This is a genomic window from Zhongshania aquatica (assembly GCF_027257955.1).
Taxonomy (GTDB): Bacteria; Pseudomonadota; Gammaproteobacteria; order Pseudomonadales; family Spongiibacteraceae; genus Spongiibacter; species Spongiibacter aquatica.
Map to the genome: position 1 here is coordinate 250971 of NZ_JANZNQ010000005.1, position 23387 is coordinate 274357.

The following is a 23387-nucleotide window of genomic DNA, read 5'->3' on the forward strand; positions in this document are numbered from 1 at the left end:
GATATTCACACCGTTTATCTTCATGCACCTCGCAAATACTCACCGCTCAGGGCGTCACGGATGTCCGTCGGTTGTGCAAGCTCACCGGTGCGCCCCGGTAAGTAACAATCAATTTGTGATCTGAAATAGCGCTGCACTTCGCACTGGGTTCGGGCTGGCTCTCGCCCGGCAGGATTTGCCGACGTAGAGACAAGACAGGTATTTGCGGCACGGCAAAGCGCGGATGTGAGCGGGTGCTTACTAACACGTATCGCTACACCGTGATGACTACCTCGTATCCAGGACGGCGCCCATCCATAGTCTGGCACGACCCATGTATGCGGGCCTGGCCAGCTTTCTTCTACTGACTCTCGCAGCTCGGCGGGTAAATTTGCTAACACCGAGACGAATCGCTCAGCGCTATCCGCCACTAATACCAAACCCTTTGCTGGATCGCGTTTTTTCATATCCAGAATATGCATAACTGCAGCACGATCCCAAGGTACGCAGGCCAATCCCCAAACCGCTTCGGTTGGATGACTAACAACGGCACCAGTACGCAGCAAAGTAGCAGCGCGGCGCAAACGATAAGAGTCGAGCATAGCCATAAATTATATCCGCAACGTTGGATAACAAAGCGGCGAAAGTATACCCGTTTTTAGCTTATGATGAGCCGGTAATTACACCTGCAGGCCGCAAAACAAAGGAGACAGTGATTATTCAGCGAATAAATTTAAGGCCACTGCACTCACCGGATGGCTGGACCTTCCACCAACAAACCATACTAGCGGCTACGCTGCCAACCGCCACGCTGCTGCTCCACCCAGCCATCTACCTCTAATTGACTCAGCTCAGCCAAGGTTTCTGTCACACCTAGGCCGCAATACTGAACTAGCTCATCGAGAGACAAGGGCTCGAAGCCCAAAGCAATGTATATCGGCGAACATACCGTGGAATCTTCACTCCCACCCTCGACAACATTGTCGACATGATCATTTGCTGTCCAGCCTGAAAACTCATCAATGATATCAGCCAATGTTTCGACCAATTTAGCACCTTGCTTTATCAAGGCATTACAACCGCGGCTCGCGGGATTATGAATAGAGCCGGGGATAGCAAAAACCTCACGATTCTGCTCAAGAGCCTGCCTAGCAGTAATTAAAGAGCCGCTATGAATTGCTGCCTCAACAACCAATGTTCCTAAACTCATACCACTTATCAGTCTATTTCGGCGTGGAAACTGGTGCCGTAATGGCGGGCTACCCAAGGGAAATTCACTCAACAGCAAGCCTTCGCAGGCGATTTGTTGATAAAGCGCTGCATTCGTTCGCGGGTAACACTGGTCAACGCCCGTGCCCAATACCGCAATGGTTGACGAGCTTGTCGCTAAGGCGCCTACATGTGCGGCAGCATCGACCCCCAGGGCTAAGCCACTAACAACGGTAAAACCGGCGTGGCCGAGCGCTGCAGAAAAGGCCTGAGCATCGCCTTTACCTATGCGACTGGGACGGCGACTGCCCACCACCGCAAATAGCACTTTTTCGAGCAGCTCGCGACGACCTCGGTAATAAAGTAAGGGCGGGGCATCGTGAATTTCTTTCAGCAGCGCAGGATAATCTTCGTCATACCAACAAAGAATCTCAGCATTTGCACGGGCCAATAAATCATCGACCTCACCATGGTCCGCAAGCGCGAAACCTTGTGCCAAAGCGCGATGTTGCGTCGAGTTAATACCAAAATTAGCCTGCTCTAAAGGCGTTAGCTCAAGCAACGATTGGGGGCTATGAAACGCGGCCATCAGGCGGCGGAACGCCGCTGGCGAGAGCGCTAAACTTTGCTGGGCTTGAAGCCAGCGGCGGGCAAGTATTTCCACATTCGCATCCTTGCGTTTTGTGGTGGCGCCGCAAAGAGCGGCCCACGAAACTAATCAGGGGTTCTTAACTAAGTCACCTACCTTGAGAGGCTGCTCAGCCTTTAGTACCAGGGCATAACTCACTCTTTCAAAGCTACGAAAGACCATCAAAATCCCAGAGCGAACATCAGGCGCTTTCACCCGCTCATCAGTAATAGGATCGGTGACAATGACACCTGTTGAGTAAATCGCGAAAACATCACCGGCTTCAATGTTGTTGCGCTCACCAAGGTTTAAAGTGACCACGTCAAGGCTGCCGATCTGCGTTACTCCGCCCTCCACCGCAATAATATAGCCATTGCTGTTATCTACAGGTGCCTTAGGCTCGAAGCGGGCGTGTATTTGACGCACCTCCATCGGCAGGAAACGGTCGGCGCGACGAATTTCTTGTGTACTGCGATTTAAAGTTAGCGTGGCAACGTCTTTTTCGGTAGCCAGAAGATTCGCCGTACCAATATCAGTAGCTTCAACGCCTAATACTTCCCCACTTACTGGATCTCGGTAAACCTCACCTCGGCGATACACGCCGTAGGTTTCATCTTTGCTAAAATCACCGCGACCTAATATTTGATCACTCGCACCAGCAACGATATTGCCGCGCTTGCCAGCCAATACATAGGGCGCCTGCGCTAACTCCGCATCACTAACAACACGACTGCGAGTTAAAAAGGGGGCTATCACATCTAGAGGTATCGTCGGAATCGCATCGGTGATATCTGAAATACGCATTTCGGGTGTCAACTTCACCACGCTATTATCTGGCGCAGGGTTTCTGACCAGAACCGGTTTGCCATCTATCCACATGAGCTTTAATACATCGCCGGGATAGATTAAATGCGGGTTTTTCACCTGAGGGTTGTAATACCACAGCTCCGGCCAAAACCAGGGATCATTTAGGAACATACCTGAGATATCCCATAGCGTGTCACCTTTTTTCACCACGTAGGTTTGCGGATGACCGGCTTTTAACGAGAGTACATCGCCAGCTTGGGCTAATGCCATCATCAGCCCCAGACAAACTCCCAATACCGTGTTCTTCATAATAAAATCCTATTACTCTTTAAACTGACCGCTAGCACATGGTAAGAATCAGGCATTTCTTATACGCTCGCTGTATAATATAGAGGATACACCGCAACAGGCGAATATTTTGTAGGCTAAAAGACCTACTTATTCATAATCTTAGCAATAGTTACACAACTTACACGAAAAATGGTCACAAACTGCTATGGCTGTAGTTGAAATCCTAGAGTTTCCCGATTCAAGACTGCGAACGGTGGCAAAACCGGTTAGTAAAGTCGACGAACGAGTCCGTCAAATCATCGATGATATGTTCGACACCATGTACGATGCACCCGGCATTGGCTTGGCAGCGAGTCAAATCAATGTCCACGAGCAAATTGTCGTGATTGATGTCAGTGACGACCGCAGCGAACCCCTCGTATTTATTAATCCCGAAATCACAGTTCTGGATGAAGAAACCTTCGAGTACGATGAGGGTTGCCTATCGGTACCCGGCTTTTATGAGACTGTAGTAAGGCCTCAACATATTCGCGTAAAGGCTCTAGATCGAGATGGCAAAGAATTTGTGATGGAACCAGAAGGGCTGCTAGCGGTTTGCATTCAGCATGAAAAAGATCATCTGTTAGGCAAGTTATTTGTCGACTACATTTCACCGCTAAAGCGCAATCGTATCCGGGGCAAAATGGATAAACTCCACAAGCAAAAATCTTCATGAGCACACCTTCATTGCGACTGATATTTGCTGGCACACCGGATTTTGCCGCCAGCCATTTACAAGCACTTATCAACGACGGCCGTCACGAGTTAGTGGCGGTTTACAGCCAACCAGACCGACCTGCGGGCCGTGGCAAAAAGACACTACCCAGCGCCGTAAAGCTATGTGCTGAAGCTGCAGGCATCCCGGTTTATCAGCCTATAAATTTCAAAGACAGTGCCGACCGTGACCTACTGGCCAGCCATAATGCCGACTTGATGATCGTGGTCGCCTACGGCCTGCTTTTACCCCAAAGTGTTTTAGACATACCTCGTCTTGGTTGTGTTAACGTTCACGGCTCTTTGCTTCCGCGCTGGCGCGGTGCCGCGCCCATTCAACGCGCCATTGAAGCAGGTGATAAAGAAACCGGTATAACCATTATGCAGATGGACGCCGGACTCGATACCGGCGCCATGCTAAGCAAGGTAGCCTGTCAAATTCACGACACTGATTCCGCTGCGGACCTATTTGAACACCTCGCCAAGATTGGTGGTCCCGCGCTAATTAATGCTGTTGCTGATCTCGCAGATGGTCGGGCAAAAAAAGAAATCCAAGATGACTCGCAGAGTAATTACGCGGCTAAAATTAATAAAGCCGAAGCAGAAATCGATTGGCAACAAGACGCGGTTGTCATAGACCGCAAAATTCGCGCCTTCAATCCTTTCCCCATCTGCTTTACCCGCTTTGTCGAAAGCATGACGGACGAACGCATAAAAATTTGGCGAGCCGAACCCTTAAGTGCAACAAACACCAGTGCTGCAGCGGGTGAAATACTGAATGCCGATAAATCGGGTATTACCGTGGCTTGCGGCAGAGGCACTTTACGCATTCTCGATTTACAAATGCCCGGCGGGAAAGTACTCGCCGCCCGTGATGTCCTTAACTCACGATCAGCGCAATTTAGCGCCGGCACCTTATTTGGTTCGCCATCAGGCACATTATGAAATGTCCGCGAGTTGCCGCAGCGCGCTGCTTGGCAAATATAGAACAAGAGGGCAGCTCCTTGTCTCGGGTATTGCCGCGTTATGAGCAAGATTTAGATCCCGCACAACGCTCGCTTTACCGCGAACTTTGCTATGGCACCCTGCGCCAATATTGGCGCTTAGAATTCGCCCTTAAACCCTTTTTCAGCAAGCCCTTAAAAAGCAAAGACAGTGACGTAAAAATGATTATTTACGTCGGCGCCTATCAGCTTTTTTATACACGTATTCCGCCCCATGCCGCCATTAATAGCAGTGTAGAAGGCTGTCGAAGTCTGGGCAAAAAATGGGCTTCCGGCATGGCCAATGCCATCTTACGCCGCTGCCAACGCGAACAGGATAGCCTCTTTAGTTCGCTTAGCCCTGCCGCAGATGCCGCCTTTCCGCAGTGGCTCTTCAACGCTCTGCAGGCCGCGTGGCCAGAACAACTTGACGATATTATCGCCGCTAGCAATGCCCATCCGCCATTTTGTCTGCGAGTAAATCAATTACATCAGCAGCGCAGTGAATATTTAGAAATCCTCGCCAACGCAGACCTTGCCGCGCAGCCATGTGAATTCGCCAGCAACGGCCTACGCCTAGACAAAGCTACTGGCGTCGACAATCTGCCAGGCTTCAATGACGGAGACGTCAGTGTGCAAGACGAAGCCGCACAACTATGCACCGAACTACTCGACTTGAATGCAGGGCAGCGCGTACTCGATGCCTGTGCAGCACCAGGCGGTAAAACGGGCGCGATTTTAGAGTGCGAACCTGAGCTCGCCGAGCTAGTCGCCCTGGATATCGACGAACAACGACTTAGCCGTATTCAAGACAATCTCGATCGACTAGCACTTAGCGCGTCCCTGGTTGCGGCGGATGCTGCAGCAATAGAATCTTGGTGGGACGGCGTCCCGTTTGATCGCATATTGCTCGACGCGCCCTGCTCAGCAACGGGTGTGATTCGTCGAAATCCAGATATCAAACTTAATCGGCTTGCCAGCGATATCGAACCGCTTAACGACCTGCAAGCGAATTTGCTAAACCAACTATGGCAATGCCTTAAGCCTGACGGGATTTTAGTCTACGCCACTTGCTCCTTATTACCATCTGAGAACGAAGAGCAAGTCAGCGCGTTTATTAGCCGTCACGATGACGCGGAACTAATTGCGATAGAAAGTAATTGGGGTGTAAATCGCAACGGTTGTCGGCAGCTTTTTCCGCAGCTTAACGGACACGACGGATTTTTCTACGGGAAAATACGCAAAAAACTCTGATCGCGGCTATTGAGTGCCGCACCCCCGCGCCGCACAATGGCAATATAGATAAGATTAATGGGGTTCGCCGCAGTATTTTCATCACAGAACGGCGACTCCCAAAACAAACATAAATCAGTGGCAGACAGCGCAGGCGACTTCGAACAATGAAAATCATTATTCTCGGCGCAGGGCAGGTGGGCGGCACATTGGCCGCCAACCTAGCAAGTGAACACAATGACATTACTATTGTTGATAAAGATGCGGAGCGACTCCGGGAGCTACAAGATCGACTCGACATAGGCACAGTAACTGGACACGCATCTCACCCAGATGTTCTGGCTCGGGCAGGCGCCGCAGATGCCGATCTACTCATCGCGGTTACCAATAGCGACGAAGTAAACATGGTCGCCTGTCAGGTTGCGTACACCTTATTCCGCACACCAACCAAAATATCCCGCATACGCTCCAACGCCTATACCAATATTGAAAAGCTCTTCGGCAACGAAGCGATTCCTATCGATGTATTTATAAGCCCAGAAGAGCTTGTTACCCGCTATATAAAGCGTTTATTGCAGTACCCAGGGTCACTACAGGTATTGGATTTCGCCGATGGCAAAGTGCAGCTCGTTGGCGTAAAAGCCTACTACGGCGGGCCGATGGTGGGGAATGAGCTATCTGCTATTCGGGAACATATGCCCACCGTGGACACCCGCGTGGCGGCTATTTTCCGACGCGGAACGGCAATCCTCCCCAGCGGCGACACCGTCGTAGAAGCCGGTGATGAGGTGTTCTTCATCGCGGCCAAAAAGAACGTTATGCCGGTAATGAGCGAATTACGCAGGCTAGATACGCCTTATAAGCGGCTGGTTATCGCTGGCGGCGGCAATATCGGCGAGCGGCTCGCGCGGGCTGTAGAAAGCAGATACCACGTTAAAATAATCGAGCGTAGCTACGACCGTTGCCGCGCGTTATCTGAGCAGTTATCGAAGGCCATCGTGTTACACGGCAGTGCCTCGGATCACGACTTGCTCGCCCAAGAAAATATCGAAGAAACCGATGTTTTCCTCGCCCTTACCAACGATGACGAAGCAAATATCATGTCATCATTACTCGCTAAACGCATGGGCGCCAAGAAAGTTATTACCCTGATTACCAATCCCGCCTATGTCGATTTAGTGCAGGGTGGGGATATCGACATTGCGATCTCGCCACAGCAAATTACCATTGGTAGTTTGCTCACCCACGTTCGACGCGGCGATATTTACAATGTGCACTCCCTCAGACGCGGCGCGGCAGAAGCATTGGAAATTATTGCCCACGGCGACAACCGTTCTTCAAAAGTCGTTGGCCGCAGGCTAGACGAAATAGTGCTCCCTGAGGGCGTCAGCATTGGTGCGCTGGTTCGAGGCGACGAGGTGATGATCGCTCACAGTCATCTATTGGTCGAAACCGAAGATCATTTGATTTTATTCCTCGTGGATAAAAGTAAAATCAAAATGGTGGAAAAACTATTCCAAGTCGGCTTCACTTTCTTCTAATGACAAAGAATTCCCCCGCTCATCGGGGAGCATATCCATGCATTTAAGAATCATCAGTCGAATCATTGGCGTACTGCTGATGATCTTCAGTCTAACCATGGCCGTGCCCGCCGTTATCTCGGTGTGGGTAAATGATGGCGCCCTGTATGCCTTTACCATCGCCTTTGTTCTTACCTTCTGCAGTGGCTTGGTGTTATGGCTAAGTAATTTAAAACAACATAGTGAGTTGAGCATACGCGATGGCTTCCTCGTGGTATCGCTCTTCTGGACGGTACTCGGACTATTCGGTGCGCTGCCATTTTACCTAGCTAGCAACCCCGGCTTATCGCTTAGCGATGCGGTCTTTGAATCAATATCTGGCCTAACGACTACGGGCGCGACGGTTATAACCGGCTTAGATGAGCTGCCGATTTCAATCTTATTTTATCGCCAATTTCTGCAGTGGCTAGGCGGCATTGGTATTATCGTTATTGCGGTTGCTATACTTCCCATACTCGGTATCGGCGGTATGCAGCTATACCGAGCCGAAACGCCCGGCCCAGTAAAAGACAATAAACTCACACCACGCATCACCGGCACCGCGAAAGTACTATTCCTTATGTATGTATCGCTAACGCTCGTGTGCACGCTGGCTTATTGGTTAGCAGGTATGAGTTTTTTTGATGCTATTTGTCACTCGTTTTCGACCGTAGCCATTGGCGGATTTTCTACCCATGATGCCAGCATGGGTTACTTTCAAAGCCCATTAATCTTAATGCTTTGCAGCGGATTTATGTTATTCGCCGCACTGAGTTTTACTATCCATTTTCATGCATGGCGGTCGCGCTCTATACGTCATTATTTAAACGATGCCGAAACGCGTTTCTATCTCGGCGTCATTCTCATTTCAACACTCACCATTTCGGTATATTTATATTTCAGCGGCACCTATGAATTAAAAGATAGTTTTGTTCACGGTATTTTCCATACGATATCTGTAGCGACGACCTCGGGCTTTGGCGCAGAAGACTTCTCTATTTGGCCCAGTTTTTTACCCGTCGCCGTCATCATGCTGTCCTTTATCGGAGGTTGTGCCGGATCAACCGGCGGTGGTATGAAAGCGGTTAGGGTAATGCTCGTCGCTAAACAGGGCATCCGCGAAATGAAGCAGCTTATTCACCCCAGCGCGGTTATTCCCTTAAAAATTGGCAGTCATCGCGTAGAAGCGAAAATCGTCAGCGCGGTATGGAGCTTTGTCGGCGTATACATGATTTCCTTCATACTCATCACCTTGGCGATGATGGCCTGCGGTCTAAACTCACTTAGCGCCTTTTCAGCCACCGCTGGGGCGATAAATAATATGGGACCGGGGCTAGGCGAAGTGTCAGCCAGTTATCGCAGCGTTAGCGACGCAGGCAAGTGGATACTCTGCTATGCCATGTTATTAGGTAGACTAGAAATTTTTACCCTGTTGGTACTGCTAATGCCCTCATTTTGGCGACGCTAGCGATGACGAATGAAATTAATGAAAGCAAAGTAAAATGGAATGAGCGTCATCGTGACAGGGAGCTAGCTACTCCCGCCTGCGAAGTTTTGCTAAATCACATTTCTTTACTACCGAGTCAGGGTACAGCGCTAGATCTTGCTTGCGGATTAGGTAGAAATGCCATACTCCTCGCAAAGCAAGGCTTACAATGCGACGCCGTGGACATCTCTGATGTTGCGCTAGCAAGGTTAAGTGACTACGCCAAACAATGTAAACTGGCGATAAATATTCGCTGTGAAGACATAGAATGCGACGGAATTGGCAATAAGCAGTATGACGTTATCGTCGTAAGTTATTTCCTCTACCGACCTCTATTTGCAGAAATTAAGCGAGCCCTTAAACCTGGCGGGCTGCTCTTTTATCAAACCTTTGTGAACAAAGTTGCGGAGACTGAAAATCCTAACTCGGGCACTAGAACGAGCAAGAGCAGATTCTATTTAGAAGAAAACGAACTTAGCTCACATTTCGATACGCTTGAAATACGCTATTATGAAGAAACAAATTCTCATCCAAATACAAGTTCAGCGCCTATAGCGATGTTGGTCGCCAGCAAAACAATAACTTAGTATTCCGCGATAAAGACCAAACGCAGCTATAATGCTTAAGGTAGCTAACCAGTACGTCAAATTAATTATTAAATGAGCGGTCAATGGCATACCTTTTTTTAGCCATAGCATTTATAGCATCTGCTGTGTTTTCAGCAATAGCGTACTTTGTTATCAAAACACCGTACGACCCCGCACTCCTCATGTTAGCAACGCTTGTTGGCTGCACCAGCGTTATCTCACTCTGTTTTTGTGCCGCTCTAGAGTTTCAATCTCGGCTTAGAAAAGACGCTGAACGAAAAAGCAATCAACAGCGCATTGTCTTGGAGCATAGCGCCTCAACGTTAATGTTATTAGATACGCAGCTTAACTTGGAATTTCTTAACAGTGGCCATCCGTCGTTTGACGTTTTTAACAAGAATTACATTAAAGGCGAGAAAGTAGTTGATATATGGCGTGACAACGTACCAGAAGAAACCCGCCAACAGGTTCGGCACGCTATCACAGAAAAACGGACTTGGCGCGGAGAACTTTGTTTTGGTACGTCCAAAAAAGATAGTTATCTTTTAACAACAATCAGCCCCATCCTGGATGAGAATGGCGAGCTATCTAACGTTGTAATCTGCGCTGAGGATGTGTCTGAACACAAAGATATTGCCGACCGTTTATTTATACGTGAAAACTATAATGTACTCACCGGTTTACCTAATCGACAGTTCGCGCTGCGTACGCTTCAGTCTGCGATTAAAGACAGCGATAACTCGGAGAGTGGGTTTATTCTTATCCATATCGATTTAGATCGCATTCGCTATATCAACGATTCATTGGGCCACCATGTTGTTGATATGGTTTTTGTGGAAACCACCGAGAGACTGCGACGCACCTTACGTGACGATCAAATTCTGGCCCATTTAGGTGCCGATGAGTTCCTTATTATTCTGAGTACCGAGACCTGCATTGATGAAGCTACAATCATCGCCGAAGTCGCACTTGAGCGATGCCGTGAACCTTTTTACATCAATCATCATGAAATCAATATTTCAGCAAGCATCGGCCTGTGCAAGTACCCTGAAGACGGAGATGATTGCACTCTACTAATGCGACACGCAGAAGCCGCAATGTTTAACGCCAAAGAGAAAGGCGGAGACCGACTTAGCTATTACGAAGAGGGTATGAGCAGTGAAACCGAGCTGCGCTTAGAAATGGAAAATCAGTTGCGCCATGCAATTGAGCGAGATGAATTTAAACTGCATTACCAGCCTGTCGTTAATCTTGAAAGCAATAAACTACGCGGCGTAGAAGTCCTACTTCGCTGGCAAAATGCGGATCTAAAAAACCCTAACCCCGAACAATTTATTCCGGTGGCGGAGCAAAGCGGCCTTATTATTGGCATTGGTAAATGGGTGTTAGAGAACGCCTGCAAACAAATAATGACTTGGTCTCGGTCGGGATTACCAGCATTGAACGTCGCGGTAAATATTTCTGCAAAGCAATTTATCGACGGTGATATCGCGGAGATCGTGCGCTACGCCTTGCAACAGAGTGGTTTACCAGCGTCTCAACTCGAGCTAGAGATCACCGAGGGATTATTGATAAATGATACACCGGAAATTCGGGAAATCTTTACCCAACTTAAACGCCTTGGTGTTCACCTGTCCTTAGATGACTTTGGAACCGGTTATGCCTCACTGAGCTATTTAAAGCGCTACCCCTTTGATGCTTTGAAGATTGATCGTAGTTTTGTGAATGACATCGACAAGTGTGAAGACAGTGTAACGTTAGTGAATGCCATCATTGCGATGGGCCATAGCTTCAACATGGTGGTCATTGCAGAGGGTGTGGAAAACTTACACCAACGACGTATTTTACGAGAGCGACACTGTGATATGGTTCAGGGCTTTCTGTATTCACCGGCATTACCCGCTGATCAATTTGTATCGTGGGCAACACGCTACGCAGAAATGCAGCGCACCCAACATGTATAAAGCGCAATGCATATAGGGTCGACGCACCTTTGTGTTTGATTAGGCCTTGCGCCAATGACTGTGTTTATATACAGTACACAATCATATCATGGTTCAACAATAAACCGAGGTGAAAAATGGCGGTAGTAGCCAAGTGGATGTGCGACAGGGACAACAGTATGTTTGACAACAAAAAAGATGCCGACGCATACGACAAGATGCTGGAATTAGCTGAAGGGTTCAGCGCATTGCTACAACAACATATTCCCAATGTTGACGAAACTAAAGCCGAAGAGTTTGGTATTTTCCTAGCCAAAAACAAAGAAGCGGTAATGCAGGCCTGCAAAGGCAGAGTAGAAGCCTTAGAAGAAATTGATGAGCTGGCGGCTGACAACGTTAGACCATTGTCAGCTCAAGCCAGTTAATACGCTTGAACGACGTTAATTTTCTACTCTCAGGCAGCGCGCTTTTTCTTTATTAAATCGTATGCTGCCTGGATCTCCTGCGCCTTCTCTGTCGCAAGTTTCAGCATATCCTCTGGCACACCTTTGGCTATTAACTTATCGGGGTGATGCTGACTCATCAGTTTACGATAGGCTCGCTTAAGCTCTGCATCCGTTGCCGACGCCTCAACACCGATTGCCTGATACGCTTTATTTAACTCCGACTCACTAGTTGCACCCTGCGAGTAAGATCCACTGCTGTGAAACTGGCGCTGCGCCATGACCATATCTAATAAACGCTGAAATTCCCGTGCAGGTACACCCATGTAGCCTGCCACCCGCGTTACTATATCGCGCTCCGCATCAGCCATTTCGCCATCAGCTAGCGCCATTGTGAGCAACGCCTCTAACAGCATTTGCCGAAGTAGGGGCTGGCTTTTTGCCACGGTCATGAACTCTGATACTTGCGGCTCTAACTGAAAATCACTTTCACTACCTTGCTTGAACCGATCAATCGCGTCCTGCCGGCGCGCGCCGGTAAAGCCAAGCTGCGTCATAATCGCCTCAGCCTGGGCGATCTCAGACTCACACACCCGACCGTCGGCCTTGGCGATATGACCCATAACCCGAAACACAGTATCGAAGAAAATACCTTGAATGCGCTCTCTATCAGCACCGTAATTGAAACGCATCGCCTGACCAAGACCGCGATCAAAAAAGCTACCTACGACAAAACCCAATAGTGCCAAAAGCGGGCCACCCACCAGAAAACCCAATATCGCACCAATTATTTTTGCCATTCCACTGTATCTCCCTCACATCTGGACAACGATGATAACAAGTCCACCACTACTACTACCAGAATCCACCTTAGTCTTAACGCACCCGCCGTCATATCTGTATAATTCATCTCTTTATTTATTTCGTGGGGAACGCCGTGAGTAAGGCAGACGTCAGCACCTTTCAGGGGCTAATTTTAGCATTGCAACAATACTGGGCAGAGCAGGGCTGCGTACTTCTGCAGCCCCTCGACATGGAGGTGGGTGCCGGCACCTTCCATCCCGCCACTTTTTTGCGTGCTATCGGCCCAGAAACTTGGAATGCTGCTTACGTACAACCTTGCCGTAGGCCCACAGACGGCCGCTATGGCACCAACCCTAACCGCCTGCAGCACTACTATCAATTCCAAGTAATTATGAAGCCGTCACCGAGCAATATTCAGGATCTGTATTTAGATTCGCTGAAAATGCTCGGCATCGATCCTGAAGTACACGATATCCGTTTTGTTGAAGACAACTGGGAATCGCCCACACTCGGTGCGTGGGGCCTAGGTTGGGAAGTATGGCTAAATGGCATGGAAGTTACCCAGTTCACCTATTTCCAGCAGGTGGGCGGCCTCGAGTGCTACCCGGTTAGTGGCGAAATCACCTATGGCTTAGAGCGCATAGCGATGTACCTACAAGGTGTTGATAGTATCTACGACTTGGTCTGGACCAAAGGTCCGGCTGGCGATGTCACCTACGGTGATGTATTTCATCAAAACGAAGTTGAAATGTCTCACTTCAATTTTGAAGAAGCCGATGTCGGCCAACTATTTGCGCAATTCGATCACTGCGAAAAAGAAAGCGAACGTCTAATTGAAAAAGGCCTGCCACTACCTGCCTACGAAATGGTGATGAAGGCATCTCACGCTTTTAACTTACTCGATGCACGCCATGCTATTTCTGTTACTGAACGTCAGCGGTTTATTTTACGTGTCCGCAGCCTAGCACGGGCTGTAGCACAAGCTTATTTTAACGCACGCGAAGCGCTGGGCTTTCCTTTAGCGCCAGAGAATTTACGTGCCGAATACGCTGCCTCAAAGGAGAGCAAATAATGACGAATACTCATGATTTACTCATCGAGATCGGCACCGAAGAGCTGCCACCAAAAGCGTTAAAAACATTATCGAATGCATTTACTGACAGTGTAACGTCGCAACTTGGCGATCAGGCTTTAACGTTTTCCAAGGTTAAAAGTTTCGCAACGCCAAGAAGACTCGCGATACTGTTGTCTGACCTAGCGGAAACGTCGCCAGACAAAGAGTTAGAAATTTGGGGGCCTCCAGTCAAGGTCGCCTTCGATGATGCTGGAAACGCAACAAACGCTGCCTTAGCGTTTGCCAAGAAGAACAACATTAATGCTGACAATCTTAGCCAACATATTGATAACGACGGCAAGCAAGACAAACTCTGTTACCGCAGCACAGCAAAAGGTAGCGACACCAAAAATCTTATTGCAGGAATAATTGATACCGCATTACAGTCATTGCCGATCGCAAAAAGAATGCGTTGGGGCTCGTCACGAACTGAATTTGTAAGGCCCATCCAGTGGTTGGCAATTGTGTTTGGTGAAGAGGTTATTCACGAAACTATTTTTGAACTACGTTCATCTAACGTAAGTAAGGGACATCGCTTCCATTGCAATAGAGAGCTCTGCATAACGTCTGCAAGCAGCTATGAATCGATATTGCGAGAGCAGGGTAAAGTAATAGCTGACTATGATCTTCGCCAACAAATGATTCGGGATCAAATCACAGCTATCGGTCTATCGCTTGGCGGACACACCGTCATCAGCGATGATCTTTTAGATGAGGTCAGCTCACTCGTTGAATGGCCAGTCGCGCTAGCGGGTAGTTTTGAAGAGCGCTTTCTGAAAGTCCCCCCCGAAGCCTTAATCTCATCAATGAAAGAACATCAAAAGTACTTTCACGTTGTAGATTCTAACGAAAAATTGATGCCGCATTTTATAACGGTATCTAATATCGAAAGCCGGGACCCTCAGAAAGTTATCGATGGTAATGAGCGAGTTATTAGACCTCGATTAAGTGACGCTGCATTTTTCTACGAGACAGACTGTAAAACCAGTCTTGAACAACGCCGAGAAAAATTGCGCACTATCGTTTTCCAAGATAAGTTAGGCACTATCTATGATAAAACCTGTCGGGTATCTTCATTAAGCGCCGACATAGCTGAGTTATTAAACGCTGATAAGAACAACGCGCGCCGCGCCGCCGAACTGTCGAAAAGCGACCTCGTTACTGAGATGGTACTAGAGTTCGATGACATGCAGGGTATCGCCGGATATTACTACGCCCAAAACGACGGCGAGGTGAACGACGTTGCGCTGGCAATGAACGAGCAATATATGCCGCGCTTTGCTGGCGACAACTTGCCCAGTACCATGACCGGAACAATCCTCGCTCTCGCAGATCGATTAGACACGATCACAGGTATATTTGGAATTGGCCAAATCCCTACAGGCTCCAAAGATCCCTTTGCCTTACGCAGGGCTTCGCTCGGCATATTAAGAATTATTGTCGAGAAAAACCTAACTCTTGACCTCAAAACGCTAGTCGATCTCGCCATAGAAAAGCACGATAAATTTGCGGGCAACACCAAGCTTAGTGAAACCGTGGTCAACTATATTCTCGATCGCCTGCGGGCCGGATACGAAGATCAAGGTATATCTGCCGAAGTCTTTTTGGCCGTTAACGCCAAACAACTCAGCTCGCCGCTAGACATAGATCACCGCATTAAAGCCGTTCAAACTTTCAATAAGCTACCCGAAGCTGGGGCATTAGCAGCAGCAAATAAACGAGTGTCAAACATACTTGCTAAGGTAGACGAACAAATCGTGGCGGAAATTAACTCCGACCTTTTACAAGAAGCTGCTGAAGTAACTCTCGCACAACAACTGTCGCTACAGAAAGAAAAAGTCGAGCCTCTGTTTGCAGTTGCTGACTACGAAGGCGGACTTAAGTCTTTGGCGGCGCTACAGACCGCTGTCGACGACTTCTTCGACCAGGTAATGGTAAATTCAGAAGATGATGCACTGAGAAAAAATCGCCTATCTTTGTTAAAACAACTACAGAGTTTATTTTTAGAAGTGGCAGATATTTCCCTACTCGTGGTCAGCAAGTAAATCGCTAATGCCCCCAACGCGACAACAGGGGCTGTAGAAAAACGGCGGCAATTCATTATGAATTGCCGCCGTCTAAACTTGAGATTCAGGAATGGCATTTATAAATAATAGTATTTTATCTATACGCTCAGCGCTTTTCTTTATCGGCTACGCCTTGATAACAATGTTTATTAGCGTAACCGGTATACTATTCACGTCATTTTTGCCGTTCCATATCCGCGGCCGATATTTTGTACTCGGTAATGCCGCGATTATCTTCTTGCTGCGTATTTGCTGTGGTGTTAAAACCGAAATCCGCGGTTCGCTACCAACGAAGTTGCCCTATGTCGCAATGGCTAAACACCAAAGTCAGTGGGAGACATTTTACCTTCAGTGGTTTTTATTTCCCGTAGCCACTGTTGTTAAGAAAGAATTATTTAAAATTCCTTTCTTCGGCTGGGCATTGAAGATGATGAATGCTATTGGAATTGATCGCAGCAATCCCCGCGCAGCAATTCGACAAACAATGGAGCAAGGATTATCTAGATTAAGACATAATTATAATTTGCTCATATTCCCGGAGGGTACACGAACTCCTGTAGGTGTACGTGGAAAGTACGCGAGAAGCGGCTCCAGCATTGCAATAGAAGCCGGCGTAGCAGTGGTTCCCATAGCCCATAATGGCGGCAAAATATGGCCAGCTAAAAGCCTTCGCATAAAACCGGGCACAGTCATACTTGTTATTGGTGAGCCCATCGACACCAATGGCAGAGAGAGTCGAGAACTAACACTAGAAGTAGAAAACTGGATAGAAAGCCAATGCGAGTTAATCCAATAGACTTGGCTATGAATCTTATCAAAGCGGTTAACTAACGCAAAAAGTCTCTAATCAAAGAAGAATTAAATATAGAGTAAAGGTAGGAGCTATTGCAGTGACATGACAATAGCTCCGGGAGGGAAGGGCTTAAATATCTAGGTTCGCTACCTTAAGCGCGTTGGTCTCGATAAACTCTCTACGCGGCTCAACATGATCGCCCATCAAAGTAGTAAAGATTTGATCTGCAGCAACCGCGTCTTCAATTGTTACTCGAAGCATACGGCGCGCCTCTGGGTCCATGGTTGTTTCCCATAGTTGTTCGGGGTTCATTTCACCGAGACCTTTGTAGCGCTGAACACTAAAACCTCGTTCTGCCTGCTGCATAAGCCAAGTAATGACCTCAGAAAACTCACTCACTTCCTGAATCCGCTCACCGCGCTTAATATAGGCGCCGTCTTCTAGCAATCCTTGTAAACTTTGACCCAAGGAAACGATGGTTTGGTAGTCAGCGGATCTGAAAAAGTCACGCCCAAACTGATAGTGATCACTTACTCCGTGGGAGATTATATCAATCACTGGCAGATGGATATGCAGCTCTGGATCTTCGACAACACGAACGTCATAGCGATGCTGTGCGTCGCGCTGCTCTAATTCTACGGTAACTTCGGCAAGCTTTTCTGCCCACTTCGAAACCGCTGCTTTATCCGCTAGTTCATCTGCGTTCAACACCGGCATATACGTCAACTCGCGCAATACCGCTGCAGGGTAAAGACGAGAAAGACGAGAAATAATACTTTCTACACGGCGATACTGAATAATTAGCTCTTCCAAACCCGCGCCACCAATTGGTGCTGCATCAGGATTCACAAATAAGGCTGCGCCATCAAGTGCGGACTGCGTAAGATAATTCGCCAATGCCGGTTCATCTTTCAAATACTGATGCTGTTTTCCACGGCCTATTTTATAGAGAGGAGGCTGGGCGATAAAAATGTGGCCATTTTCAATCAACTCAGGCATCTGTCTAAAGAAGAAGGTAAGCAACAAAGTACGAATATGCGAACCGTCGACGTCCGCATCGGTCATGATAATAATGCTGTGATAACGCAGCTTCTCAACATTAAACTCATCTTTACCAATACCGCAGCCTAGGGCAGTTACGATGGTTCCTACTTCGACAGAGGAGATCATCTTGTCAAAGCGCGCTTTTTCAACATTAAGTATTTTACCTTTGAGTGGCAAAATCGCTTGGGTGCGACGATCACGACCCTGTTTTGCCGAACCACCCGCAGAATCACCCTCGACTAGGTAAATTTCCGAAAGGGCAGGGTCTTTTTCTTGGCAGTCAGCGAGTTTGCCAGGCAAGCCCGCAATATCCAACGCACCCTTACGACGTGTCATTTCACGGGCTTTGCGTGCAGCTTCACGGGCACGAGCTGCATCAAGCATTTTTTGAACTATTTGTTTGGCTTCATTTGGGCTTTCCATAAGGAAGTCACCAAATTTTGCCGTCATAGCCTGCTCGACAATAGTTTTTACTTCACTTGAGACTAGCTTGTCTTTAGTCTGAGAAGAGAATTTAGGGTCTGGGACCTTAACAGACACTACCGCAGTAAGACCTTCGCGAGCGTCATCACCAGTAGTCGCAATTTTAGCTTTTTTCGCCAAGCCTTCACGCTCAATATAAGTGTTTAGATTTCGCGTTAAACCTGCTCTGAATCCAGCCAAATGAGTTCCGCCGTCGCGCTGTGGAATATTGTTGGTGTAGCAGTAAAGGTTTTCCTGGAAGCCATCGTTCCACTGAAGTGCCACCTCAACAACAACACCCTCACTCTCTGTAGTGAAGTGAAAGACCTTATTAACCGGTGTTTTATTAGTGTTCAAATATTCAACAAACGCACTCAAGCCACCTTCGTAGCAAAAGTTTTCCTTTTTGCCATCGCGTTCATCAATCAATTCAATTTTAATACCTGAGTTAAGGAACGCTAGCTCCCTAATACGCTTAGCCAAGTAGTCAAAATGGAACTCGATATTAGTAAACGTCTCTGCTGAGGGTTTAAATCGTATTTCAGTGCCAGTGCGCTCGGTATCACCAATAATTTTCAACGGCGCCTGTGGTACGCCATGCTTATAGACTTGCTCATGAACATTGCCGCCGCGACGAATAGTCAAGCGTAGCTCTTCAGATAGCGCGTTCACCACCGATACACCAACACCGTGAAGCCCACCAGAGACCTTGTAGGTGTTATCGTCAAACTTACCGCCAGCATGCAGAACCGTCATAATAACTTCGGCTGCGGTTACACCTTCTTCGTGCATTTCGGTGGGAATACCGCGGCCATCATCCGAAACCGACACAGACTCATCGCCATGGATAATGACTTGTATCTTTGAGCAATGGCCTGCCAATGCTTCATCTATAGAGTTATCAACGACCTCAAACACCATGTGATGTAAGCCCGAGCCGTCATCCGTGTCACCGATATACATGCCGGGTCTCTTTCGAACCGCATCCAGCCCCTTCAAAACCTTAATGCTAGAGGAATCGTAAGCTCTATTTTCTGTCATCTCTACCTAACCTCTGTGTCCGAATTGCGGACAGCTAACTTATTTTATATTTTGCAGCAATATACTGCCTAACACCCACTTACTGCTCAGAATATAACGGCAACAAGTCAAGACCACGAACGTTTCAGCACTCGCTTACTACACCATGTTCCACGTGAAACCTTTTTAACGGCTCACCAATACACCAGAGATCGCTAAGATCTGATCGCCTAACCGAGCTAGCAAACACTTGCACATCCAATTCCACCAACTCTTTAAATACCGCCTCGCAACGCTTCTCGTCGAGTTCAGCGGCAAGATCATCTATCAAAAATACCGTCGAGATGCCTTGATTCAACAACACTCTCGATTGCGCCAACTTAAGTGCACAGACTATGGTCTTTATTTGCCCTCTAGAGAGAACATCTCCCGCGGCCACACGACCCAGACGAAACTCAATATCTGCTCTATGCGGCCCAGATCGCGTAAAGCCAGCGCGCAAATCGCCCGCCAAGCCAGACTCTAGAGATTCACCTAAGGTCTGTTCCTCTACTTTCCACCCGGCCATCATGGTCATGGATAGATCGGGCATCTGGTCAAATCGCTCACCCAGAGAAGCGAGCAAGCGACTATATATTTCATCAAACGCCTCCGCCAGTAAATCGAAGTGCTTTGCACGAGCTTGATGTATAAGCCCGCCCATAGCCACCAACTCACTATTCCAAGGGGCAAGTAGCGCAGCGTCTATATTACCACGTCTGAGCAAGGAATTACGCTGTTGTAGGGCTTTCCTGTACCTCGGCCAGTACTCAAAAAACCCAGAATGTTTCACGTGGAACACTCCCCAATCCAAATACTGCCTGCGAACGCCAGGCCCACCCTCTAACAACTCAAAACTAGCAGGATTAATAACCTGCACAGGCATAACCCCAGCCAGCTGACCAGCTGTGGATAGTCGTTCGCCATCTAGCTTAACAAGCACCGCCCCCTTTTTAGGCCTCCGTACACCTATTACCGATTGGACGGGGCGCCCAGAACCCAAAAAGCCAATCTCGCCCCGAACCGTCAAATCCTCTTTTCCGTAGGAAATTACAGACTCCATTTTACGGGACCGAAAAGACCTGGTTAACGCCAAGGTATGAATCGCCTCCAATACACTGGTTTTACCGCTACCGTTCACACCATGAATAAAATTGAACTTACACAGGTGGCTCAAATCCGCGTATTGCAAATTGCGAAAGTTAAAAACCGTAATCTTTTCTAGGCGCACAGCACCCACCGGAGTAAACACTTAGACTTAGCCCAGCAACAGCTCTCAGAACCAACTGAACACGCAAAGTTTGGGCGTCGCACGGAATTCAAAACAAACAACACTAATAAGATGAGGGAAGGGAATCGGCACACCAAGGTAATGTCGCTATTCACATTACCCACATTCGGTGCGCCATAAAGGAAGGAGAAGGGCATTACAAACGCATTGGCATCACAACATATTGGCAATTTCCGCCATCCGCTTCTTCTATTAAAGCAGAGCTATTGGAATCCGACAGCGAAAATTTAGCAGACTCACCATGTATTGCCGACAATACATCGAGCAGATAGCTTACATTAAAACCTATCTCCAGGTTGTCCCCCTGATACTCAACCGCAACAGTCTCTTCAGCTTCTTCTTGCTCAGGGTTATTCGCTACTATTCGAAGTTCCCCACTAGTGAGAAGCATGCGAATGCCACGGTATTTTTCATTCGACAGAATCGCGGTTCGAGCAAACGCTTGCTTAAGATCAGCCCTAGATCCCAACACAACCTTTGTGCTGTTACGTGGCAACACACGTTCATAATCTGGGAATTTCCCATCGATTAATTTTGAGGTGAAGGTGAAGTCAGCCGTCACCACACGAATGTGATTACCACCTACTATCACTTCCGCATCCTGGTCCTCATTCATCAATAGGCGCGCCAACTCAACAACACCTTTGCGTGGGACGATAACCTGCGCGGTTTGATCAACAGTGATATCTCCTTGATACGTTGCCATAGCCAAACGATGGCCGTCGGTAGCAACAACGCGAAGCTGACCATTAGTGACTTCAAACAACATGCCGTTTAGATAGTAACGTACGTCTTGCTGCGCCATAGCAAAACTCGTGCGCTCTATAAGGCGTTTTAATTCGCCTTGCTTCAAGGTGAATGACTGGCCACCTCTGGCTTGCTCAACACTTGGAAAATCGTTAGCAGGCAGAGTAGAAAGCTGAAAACGACTACGGCCAGACTTAATCACCAACTTTTGGTCATCTAATTGGATACTTATATCAGAGCCATCAGGTAGGGCTTTACAGATATCAACTAACTTTTTAGCAGGAATCGTGATCTCACCAGGGATACCCGAGTCACTCTCTAAATGGACGCGGCCAATCAACTCCACCTCTAAATCCGTACCGGTAAGCGCCAACTCCTGGCCATTTAACACTAGCTGAACGTTAGCTAGTATCGGTAATGTTTGCCGGCGCTCGACAACACCCGCGACAAGATTTAAGGGCTTAATTAACGCTTCCCGCGAAATCGAAAATTTCATGCTTCCGGTTCCTATTCTTTTGAGTATCTATTCAAAGGGTTGTGGAATACTAAGGCTACTTTATTATATTAAGCGTCAGTAAAACATCAGCTTGTCAGTAGTCTTATCAAATTTTGATAATCTTCTCTTATATCACCATCGCTTTCGCGTAATTCTTTAATTTTCCGGCAGGCATGCAGAACAGTTGTGTGATCTCGACCACCAAATCCTTCTCCAATTTCAGGCAAACTATGATTAGTTAATTCCTTTGATAGCGCCATTGCGACCTGGCGCGGGCGAGCTACAGATCGGCTGCGTCTTTTAGACATCAGGTCAGCCATCTTAATCTTGTAATACTCAGCTACAGTACGTTGAATATTATCTAAACTAACCTGCTTATCTTGAAGAGCCAACAAATCTTTAAGCGATTCCTTTATTAAAGAGATATCAATTGGCTTTGCCATAAAACGAGAGCTTGCGATAACACGCTTTAACACACCCTCTAACTCACGGACATTCGATCGTACCCGCTGGGCAATAAAAAACGCAGCATCAGAGGGGAGGTCAGCCTTTTCCTGCTCGGCCTTTTTTAAAAGAATCGCCACACGGGTTTCAAGTTCTGGCGGCTCTACAGCAACAGTTAACCCCCAGCCAAAGCGAGATTTAAGCCGCTCCTCTAAACCTTTAATTTCTTTTGGATAACGATCACAGGTCAATATCATTTGCTGACCGCCCTCTAGCAGGGCATTAAACGTATGGAAAAACTCTTCCTGTGAACGATCTTTACCTGAGAAAAACTGAATATCATCGATTAATAGTGCATCGACCGAACGATAATAACGCTTGAATTCGTTAATCGCGTTAAGCTGTAACGCTTTAACCATATCAGCAACAAAACGCTCCGAATGTAAATATACCACCTTCGCATTCGGGTTTTGCTGCATTAATGCATTACCAACAGCATGCATTAAATGGGTCTTTCCCAGACCTACACCGCCATAAAGGAAAAGCGGGTTATAGCCTCTTCCAGGGTTACTAGCAACCTGACTAGCTGCCGCCCGTGCTAATTGATTGGACTTGCCCTCAACAAATGTGTCAAAAGTATAGGATTCCATCAAAGAACTTTGGTGACGGATACCGCCCTCAACCTCTACCTGTCGCTGACCAGTAATTACCTGCGGTGCAACTGGAACAGAGACCGCGGGAGCAGATTGAAAGAACTCACTTGAATTTCGGCTCCGATGCTCTGACTGCTGAGCAAAGCTACTACCTGTTGATGTTGGTGGCGATACCTGCGATCTTGTTTGTTGGCGAGGAACAACATTATTACTGCCAACACTAACATTTGCGTGACGCTCGACAATACTTAGCTCAACTTGAACTTTAACACCTGGGGGAGATAACTCCGAAACCAACTCTACAATACGCGAGTAAAACCGATCGCTTACCCACTCTCGCACGAAACGATTAGGCGCGCATAAACGAATCAAATCACCGGCAAGTTCAACCTGCAATGGACGAATCCATGTATTAAATTGCTGAGAAGGCAATTCATCTTGCAAATGCGCAATACATTTCTGCCACGTGGCTTCCGGCAACTCCATTCTCCATTTTTAAATAATCTGAGCAAT

The 23387-nt window shown here is 47.7% G+C and carries 19 protein-coding genes; 11 read left to right on the plus strand and 8 right to left on the minus strand.

All coding sequences use genetic code 11. The features are described from left to right. Nucleotides 1-20: 20 nt before the first annotated feature. From O9X78_RS07375 to O9X78_RS07385, 3 genes are all read right to left on the minus strand, one after another. On the minus strand, nucleotides 21-587 hold the full coding sequence (locus tag O9X78_RS07375) for an L-threonylcarbamoyladenylate synthase (RefSeq protein ID WP_269618983.1): 567 nt from the start codon (nucleotides 585-587) through the stop codon (nucleotides 21-23). A gap of 176 nt (nucleotides 588-763) precedes the next feature. Then, nucleotides 764-1852, minus strand: coding sequence for a DNA-processing protein DprA (gene dprA, locus O9X78_RS07380; RefSeq protein WP_269618984.1), 1089 nt, complete (start codon nucleotides 1850-1852; stop codon nucleotides 764-766). 54 nt (nucleotides 1853-1906) lie between these two features. Continuing rightward, nucleotides 1907-2932: a LysM peptidoglycan-binding domain-containing protein gene (locus tag O9X78_RS07385; RefSeq protein WP_269618985.1), complete on the minus strand. Its 1026-nt coding sequence runs from the start codon at nucleotides 2930-2932 to the stop codon at nucleotides 1907-1909. Nucleotides 2933-3119: 187 nt separating this feature from the next. Between O9X78_RS07385 and def the strand changes: the two genes are divergently transcribed. From def to O9X78_RS07425, 8 genes are all read left to right on the plus strand, one after another. Next, nucleotides 3120-3629, plus strand: a complete 510-nt coding sequence (gene def, locus O9X78_RS07390; RefSeq protein WP_269618986.1) for a peptide deformylase — start codon at nucleotides 3120-3122, stop codon at nucleotides 3627-3629. Continuing rightward, nucleotides 3626-4612 carry a methionyl-tRNA formyltransferase gene (gene fmt / locus O9X78_RS07395; RefSeq protein WP_269618987.1) on the plus strand — a complete coding sequence of 329 codons (987 nt, stop codon included), beginning with the start codon at nucleotides 3626-3628 and terminating at the stop codon, nucleotides 4610-4612. Before def ends, fmt begins: the two co-directional genes overlap by 4 nt. Further along, on the plus strand, nucleotides 4609-5904 hold the full coding sequence (rsmB, locus tag O9X78_RS07400) for a 16S rRNA (cytosine(967)-C(5))-methyltransferase RsmB (RefSeq protein WP_269618988.1): 1296 nt from the start codon (nucleotides 4609-4611) through the stop codon (nucleotides 5902-5904). Before fmt ends, rsmB begins: the two co-directional genes overlap by 4 nt. 146 nt (nucleotides 5905-6050) lie before the next feature. Next, complete coding sequence (gene trkA, locus O9X78_RS07405) at nucleotides 6051-7424, plus strand: Trk system potassium transporter TrkA (protein WP_269618989.1); 1374 nt, start codon at nucleotides 6051-6053, stop codon at nucleotides 7422-7424. A 37-nt stretch (nucleotides 7425-7461) separates the two neighbouring features. Continuing rightward, nucleotides 7462-8910 carry a TrkH family potassium uptake protein gene (locus tag O9X78_RS07410; protein ID WP_269618990.1) on the plus strand — a complete coding sequence of 483 codons (1449 nt, stop codon included), beginning with the start codon at nucleotides 7462-7464 and terminating at the stop codon, nucleotides 8908-8910. Between the two features lie 2 nt (nucleotides 8911-8912). Continuing rightward, complete coding sequence (locus tag O9X78_RS07415; RefSeq protein WP_269618991.1) at nucleotides 8913-9515, plus strand: class I SAM-dependent methyltransferase; 603 nt, start codon at nucleotides 8913-8915, stop codon at nucleotides 9513-9515. A gap of 83 nt (nucleotides 9516-9598) precedes the next feature. Continuing rightward, entirely contained in the window at nucleotides 9599-11479 is a 1881-nt protein-coding gene (locus tag O9X78_RS07420) for a putative bifunctional diguanylate cyclase/phosphodiesterase (RefSeq protein ID WP_269618992.1), read from the plus strand. A 116-nt stretch (nucleotides 11480-11595) separates the two neighbouring features. Next, on the plus strand, nucleotides 11596-11883 hold the full coding sequence (locus O9X78_RS07425) for a YebG family protein (RefSeq protein ID WP_269618993.1): 288 nt from the start codon (nucleotides 11596-11598) through the stop codon (nucleotides 11881-11883). Nucleotides 11884-11912: 29 nt separating this feature from the next. Here O9X78_RS07425 and djlA read toward each other — a convergent pair whose 3' ends face one another. Then, a complete protein-coding gene (gene djlA / locus O9X78_RS07430; protein ID WP_269618994.1) occupies nucleotides 11913-12701 on the minus strand; it encodes a co-chaperone DjlA in 789 nt (262 codons plus the stop codon). Nucleotides 12702-12838: 137 nt separating this feature from the next. Here djlA and glyQ point away from each other — a divergent pair, with 137 nt between their 5' ends. From glyQ to O9X78_RS07445, 3 genes are all read left to right on the plus strand, one after another. Further along, nucleotides 12839-13777, plus strand: a complete 939-nt coding sequence (gene glyQ / locus O9X78_RS07435; RefSeq protein WP_269618995.1) for a glycine--tRNA ligase subunit alpha — start codon at nucleotides 12839-12841, stop codon at nucleotides 13775-13777. Further along, on the plus strand, nucleotides 13777-15864 hold the full coding sequence (gene glyS, locus O9X78_RS07440; RefSeq protein ID WP_269618996.1) for a glycine--tRNA ligase subunit beta: 2088 nt from the start codon (nucleotides 13777-13779) through the stop codon (nucleotides 15862-15864). Before glyQ ends, glyS begins: the two co-directional genes overlap by 1 nt. 91 nt (nucleotides 15865-15955) lie before the next feature. After that, nucleotides 15956-16681 carry a lysophospholipid acyltransferase family protein gene (locus tag O9X78_RS07445; protein WP_269618997.1) on the plus strand — a complete coding sequence of 242 codons (726 nt, stop codon included), beginning with the start codon at nucleotides 15956-15958 and terminating at the stop codon, nucleotides 16679-16681. Nucleotides 16682-16807: 126 nt separating this feature from the next. Here O9X78_RS07445 and gyrB read toward each other — a convergent pair whose 3' ends face one another. The 4 genes from gyrB to dnaA all read right to left on the minus strand — a co-directional run bounded on the left by gyrB (nucleotide 16808) and on the right by dnaA (nucleotide 23360). After that, nucleotides 16808-19225, minus strand: a complete 2418-nt coding sequence (gyrB, locus tag O9X78_RS07450; RefSeq protein WP_269618998.1) for a DNA topoisomerase (ATP-hydrolyzing) subunit B — start codon at nucleotides 19223-19225, stop codon at nucleotides 16808-16810. A 124-nt stretch (nucleotides 19226-19349) separates the two neighbouring features. After that, nucleotides 19350-20495: a DNA replication/repair protein RecF gene (recF, locus tag O9X78_RS07455; RefSeq protein ID WP_269619000.1), complete on the minus strand. Its 1146-nt coding sequence runs from the start codon at nucleotides 20493-20495 to the stop codon at nucleotides 19350-19352. A gap of 175 nt (nucleotides 20496-20670) precedes the next feature. Then, a complete protein-coding gene (dnaN, locus tag O9X78_RS07460; RefSeq protein ID WP_269619001.1) occupies nucleotides 20671-21777 on the minus strand; it encodes a DNA polymerase III subunit beta in 1107 nt (368 codons plus the stop codon). 86 nt (nucleotides 21778-21863) lie between these two features. Further along, entirely contained in the window at nucleotides 21864-23360 is a 1497-nt protein-coding gene (dnaA, locus tag O9X78_RS07465) for a chromosomal replication initiator protein DnaA (RefSeq protein ID WP_269619002.1), read from the minus strand. Nucleotides 23361-23387: the final 27 nt, after the last annotated feature.

Bases quoted from the DNA above. Each gene is read 5' to 3' on its own strand.
- O9X78_RS07415 (WP_269618991.1), top strand. From the start codon at position 8,913: ATGACGAATGAAATTAATGAAAGCAAAGTAAAATGGAATGAGCGTCAT.
- O9X78_RS07375 (WP_269618983.1), bottom strand. From the start codon at position 587: ATGGCTATGCTCGACTCTTATCGTTTGCGCCGCGCTGCTACTTTGCTG.
- glyS (WP_269618996.1), top strand. From the start codon at position 13,777: ATGACGAATACTCATGATTTACTCATCGAGATCGGCACCGAAGAGCTG.
- O9X78_RS07410 (WP_269618990.1), top strand. From the start codon at position 7,462: ATGCATTTAAGAATCATCAGTCGAATCATTGGCGTACTGCTGATGATC.
- dnaN (WP_269619001.1), bottom strand. From the start codon at position 21,777: ATGAAATTTTCGATTTCGCGGGAAGCGTTAATTAAGCCCTTAAATCTT.
- O9X78_RS07445 (WP_269618997.1), top strand. From the start codon at position 15,956: ATGGCATTTATAAATAATAGTATTTTATCTATACGCTCAGCGCTTTTC.
- djlA (WP_269618994.1), bottom strand. From the start codon at position 12,701: ATGGCAAAAATAATTGGTGCGATATTGGGTTTTCTGGTGGGTGGCCCG.
- dnaA (WP_269619002.1), bottom strand. From the start codon at position 23,360: ATGGAGTTGCCGGAAGCCACGTGGCAGAAATGTATTGCGCATTTGCAA.
- O9X78_RS07425 (WP_269618993.1), top strand. From the start codon at position 11,596: ATGGCGGTAGTAGCCAAGTGGATGTGCGACAGGGACAACAGTATGTTT.
- rsmB (WP_269618988.1), top strand. From the start codon at position 4,609: ATGAAATGTCCGCGAGTTGCCGCAGCGCGCTGCTTGGCAAATATAGAA.
- def (WP_269618986.1), top strand. From the start codon at position 3,120: ATGGCTGTAGTTGAAATCCTAGAGTTTCCCGATTCAAGACTGCGAACG.
- O9X78_RS07385 (WP_269618985.1), bottom strand. From the start codon at position 2,932: ATGAAGAACACGGTATTGGGAGTTTGTCTGGGGCTGATGATGGCATTA.
- O9X78_RS07420 (WP_269618992.1), top strand. From the start codon at position 9,599: ATGGCATACCTTTTTTTAGCCATAGCATTTATAGCATCTGCTGTGTTT.
- gyrB (WP_269618998.1), bottom strand. From the start codon at position 19,225: ATGACAGAAAATAGAGCTTACGATTCCTCTAGCATTAAGGTTTTGAAG.
- trkA (WP_269618989.1), top strand. From the start codon at position 6,051: ATGAAAATCATTATTCTCGGCGCAGGGCAGGTGGGCGGCACATTGGCC.
- fmt (WP_269618987.1), top strand. From the start codon at position 3,626: ATGAGCACACCTTCATTGCGACTGATATTTGCTGGCACACCGGATTTT.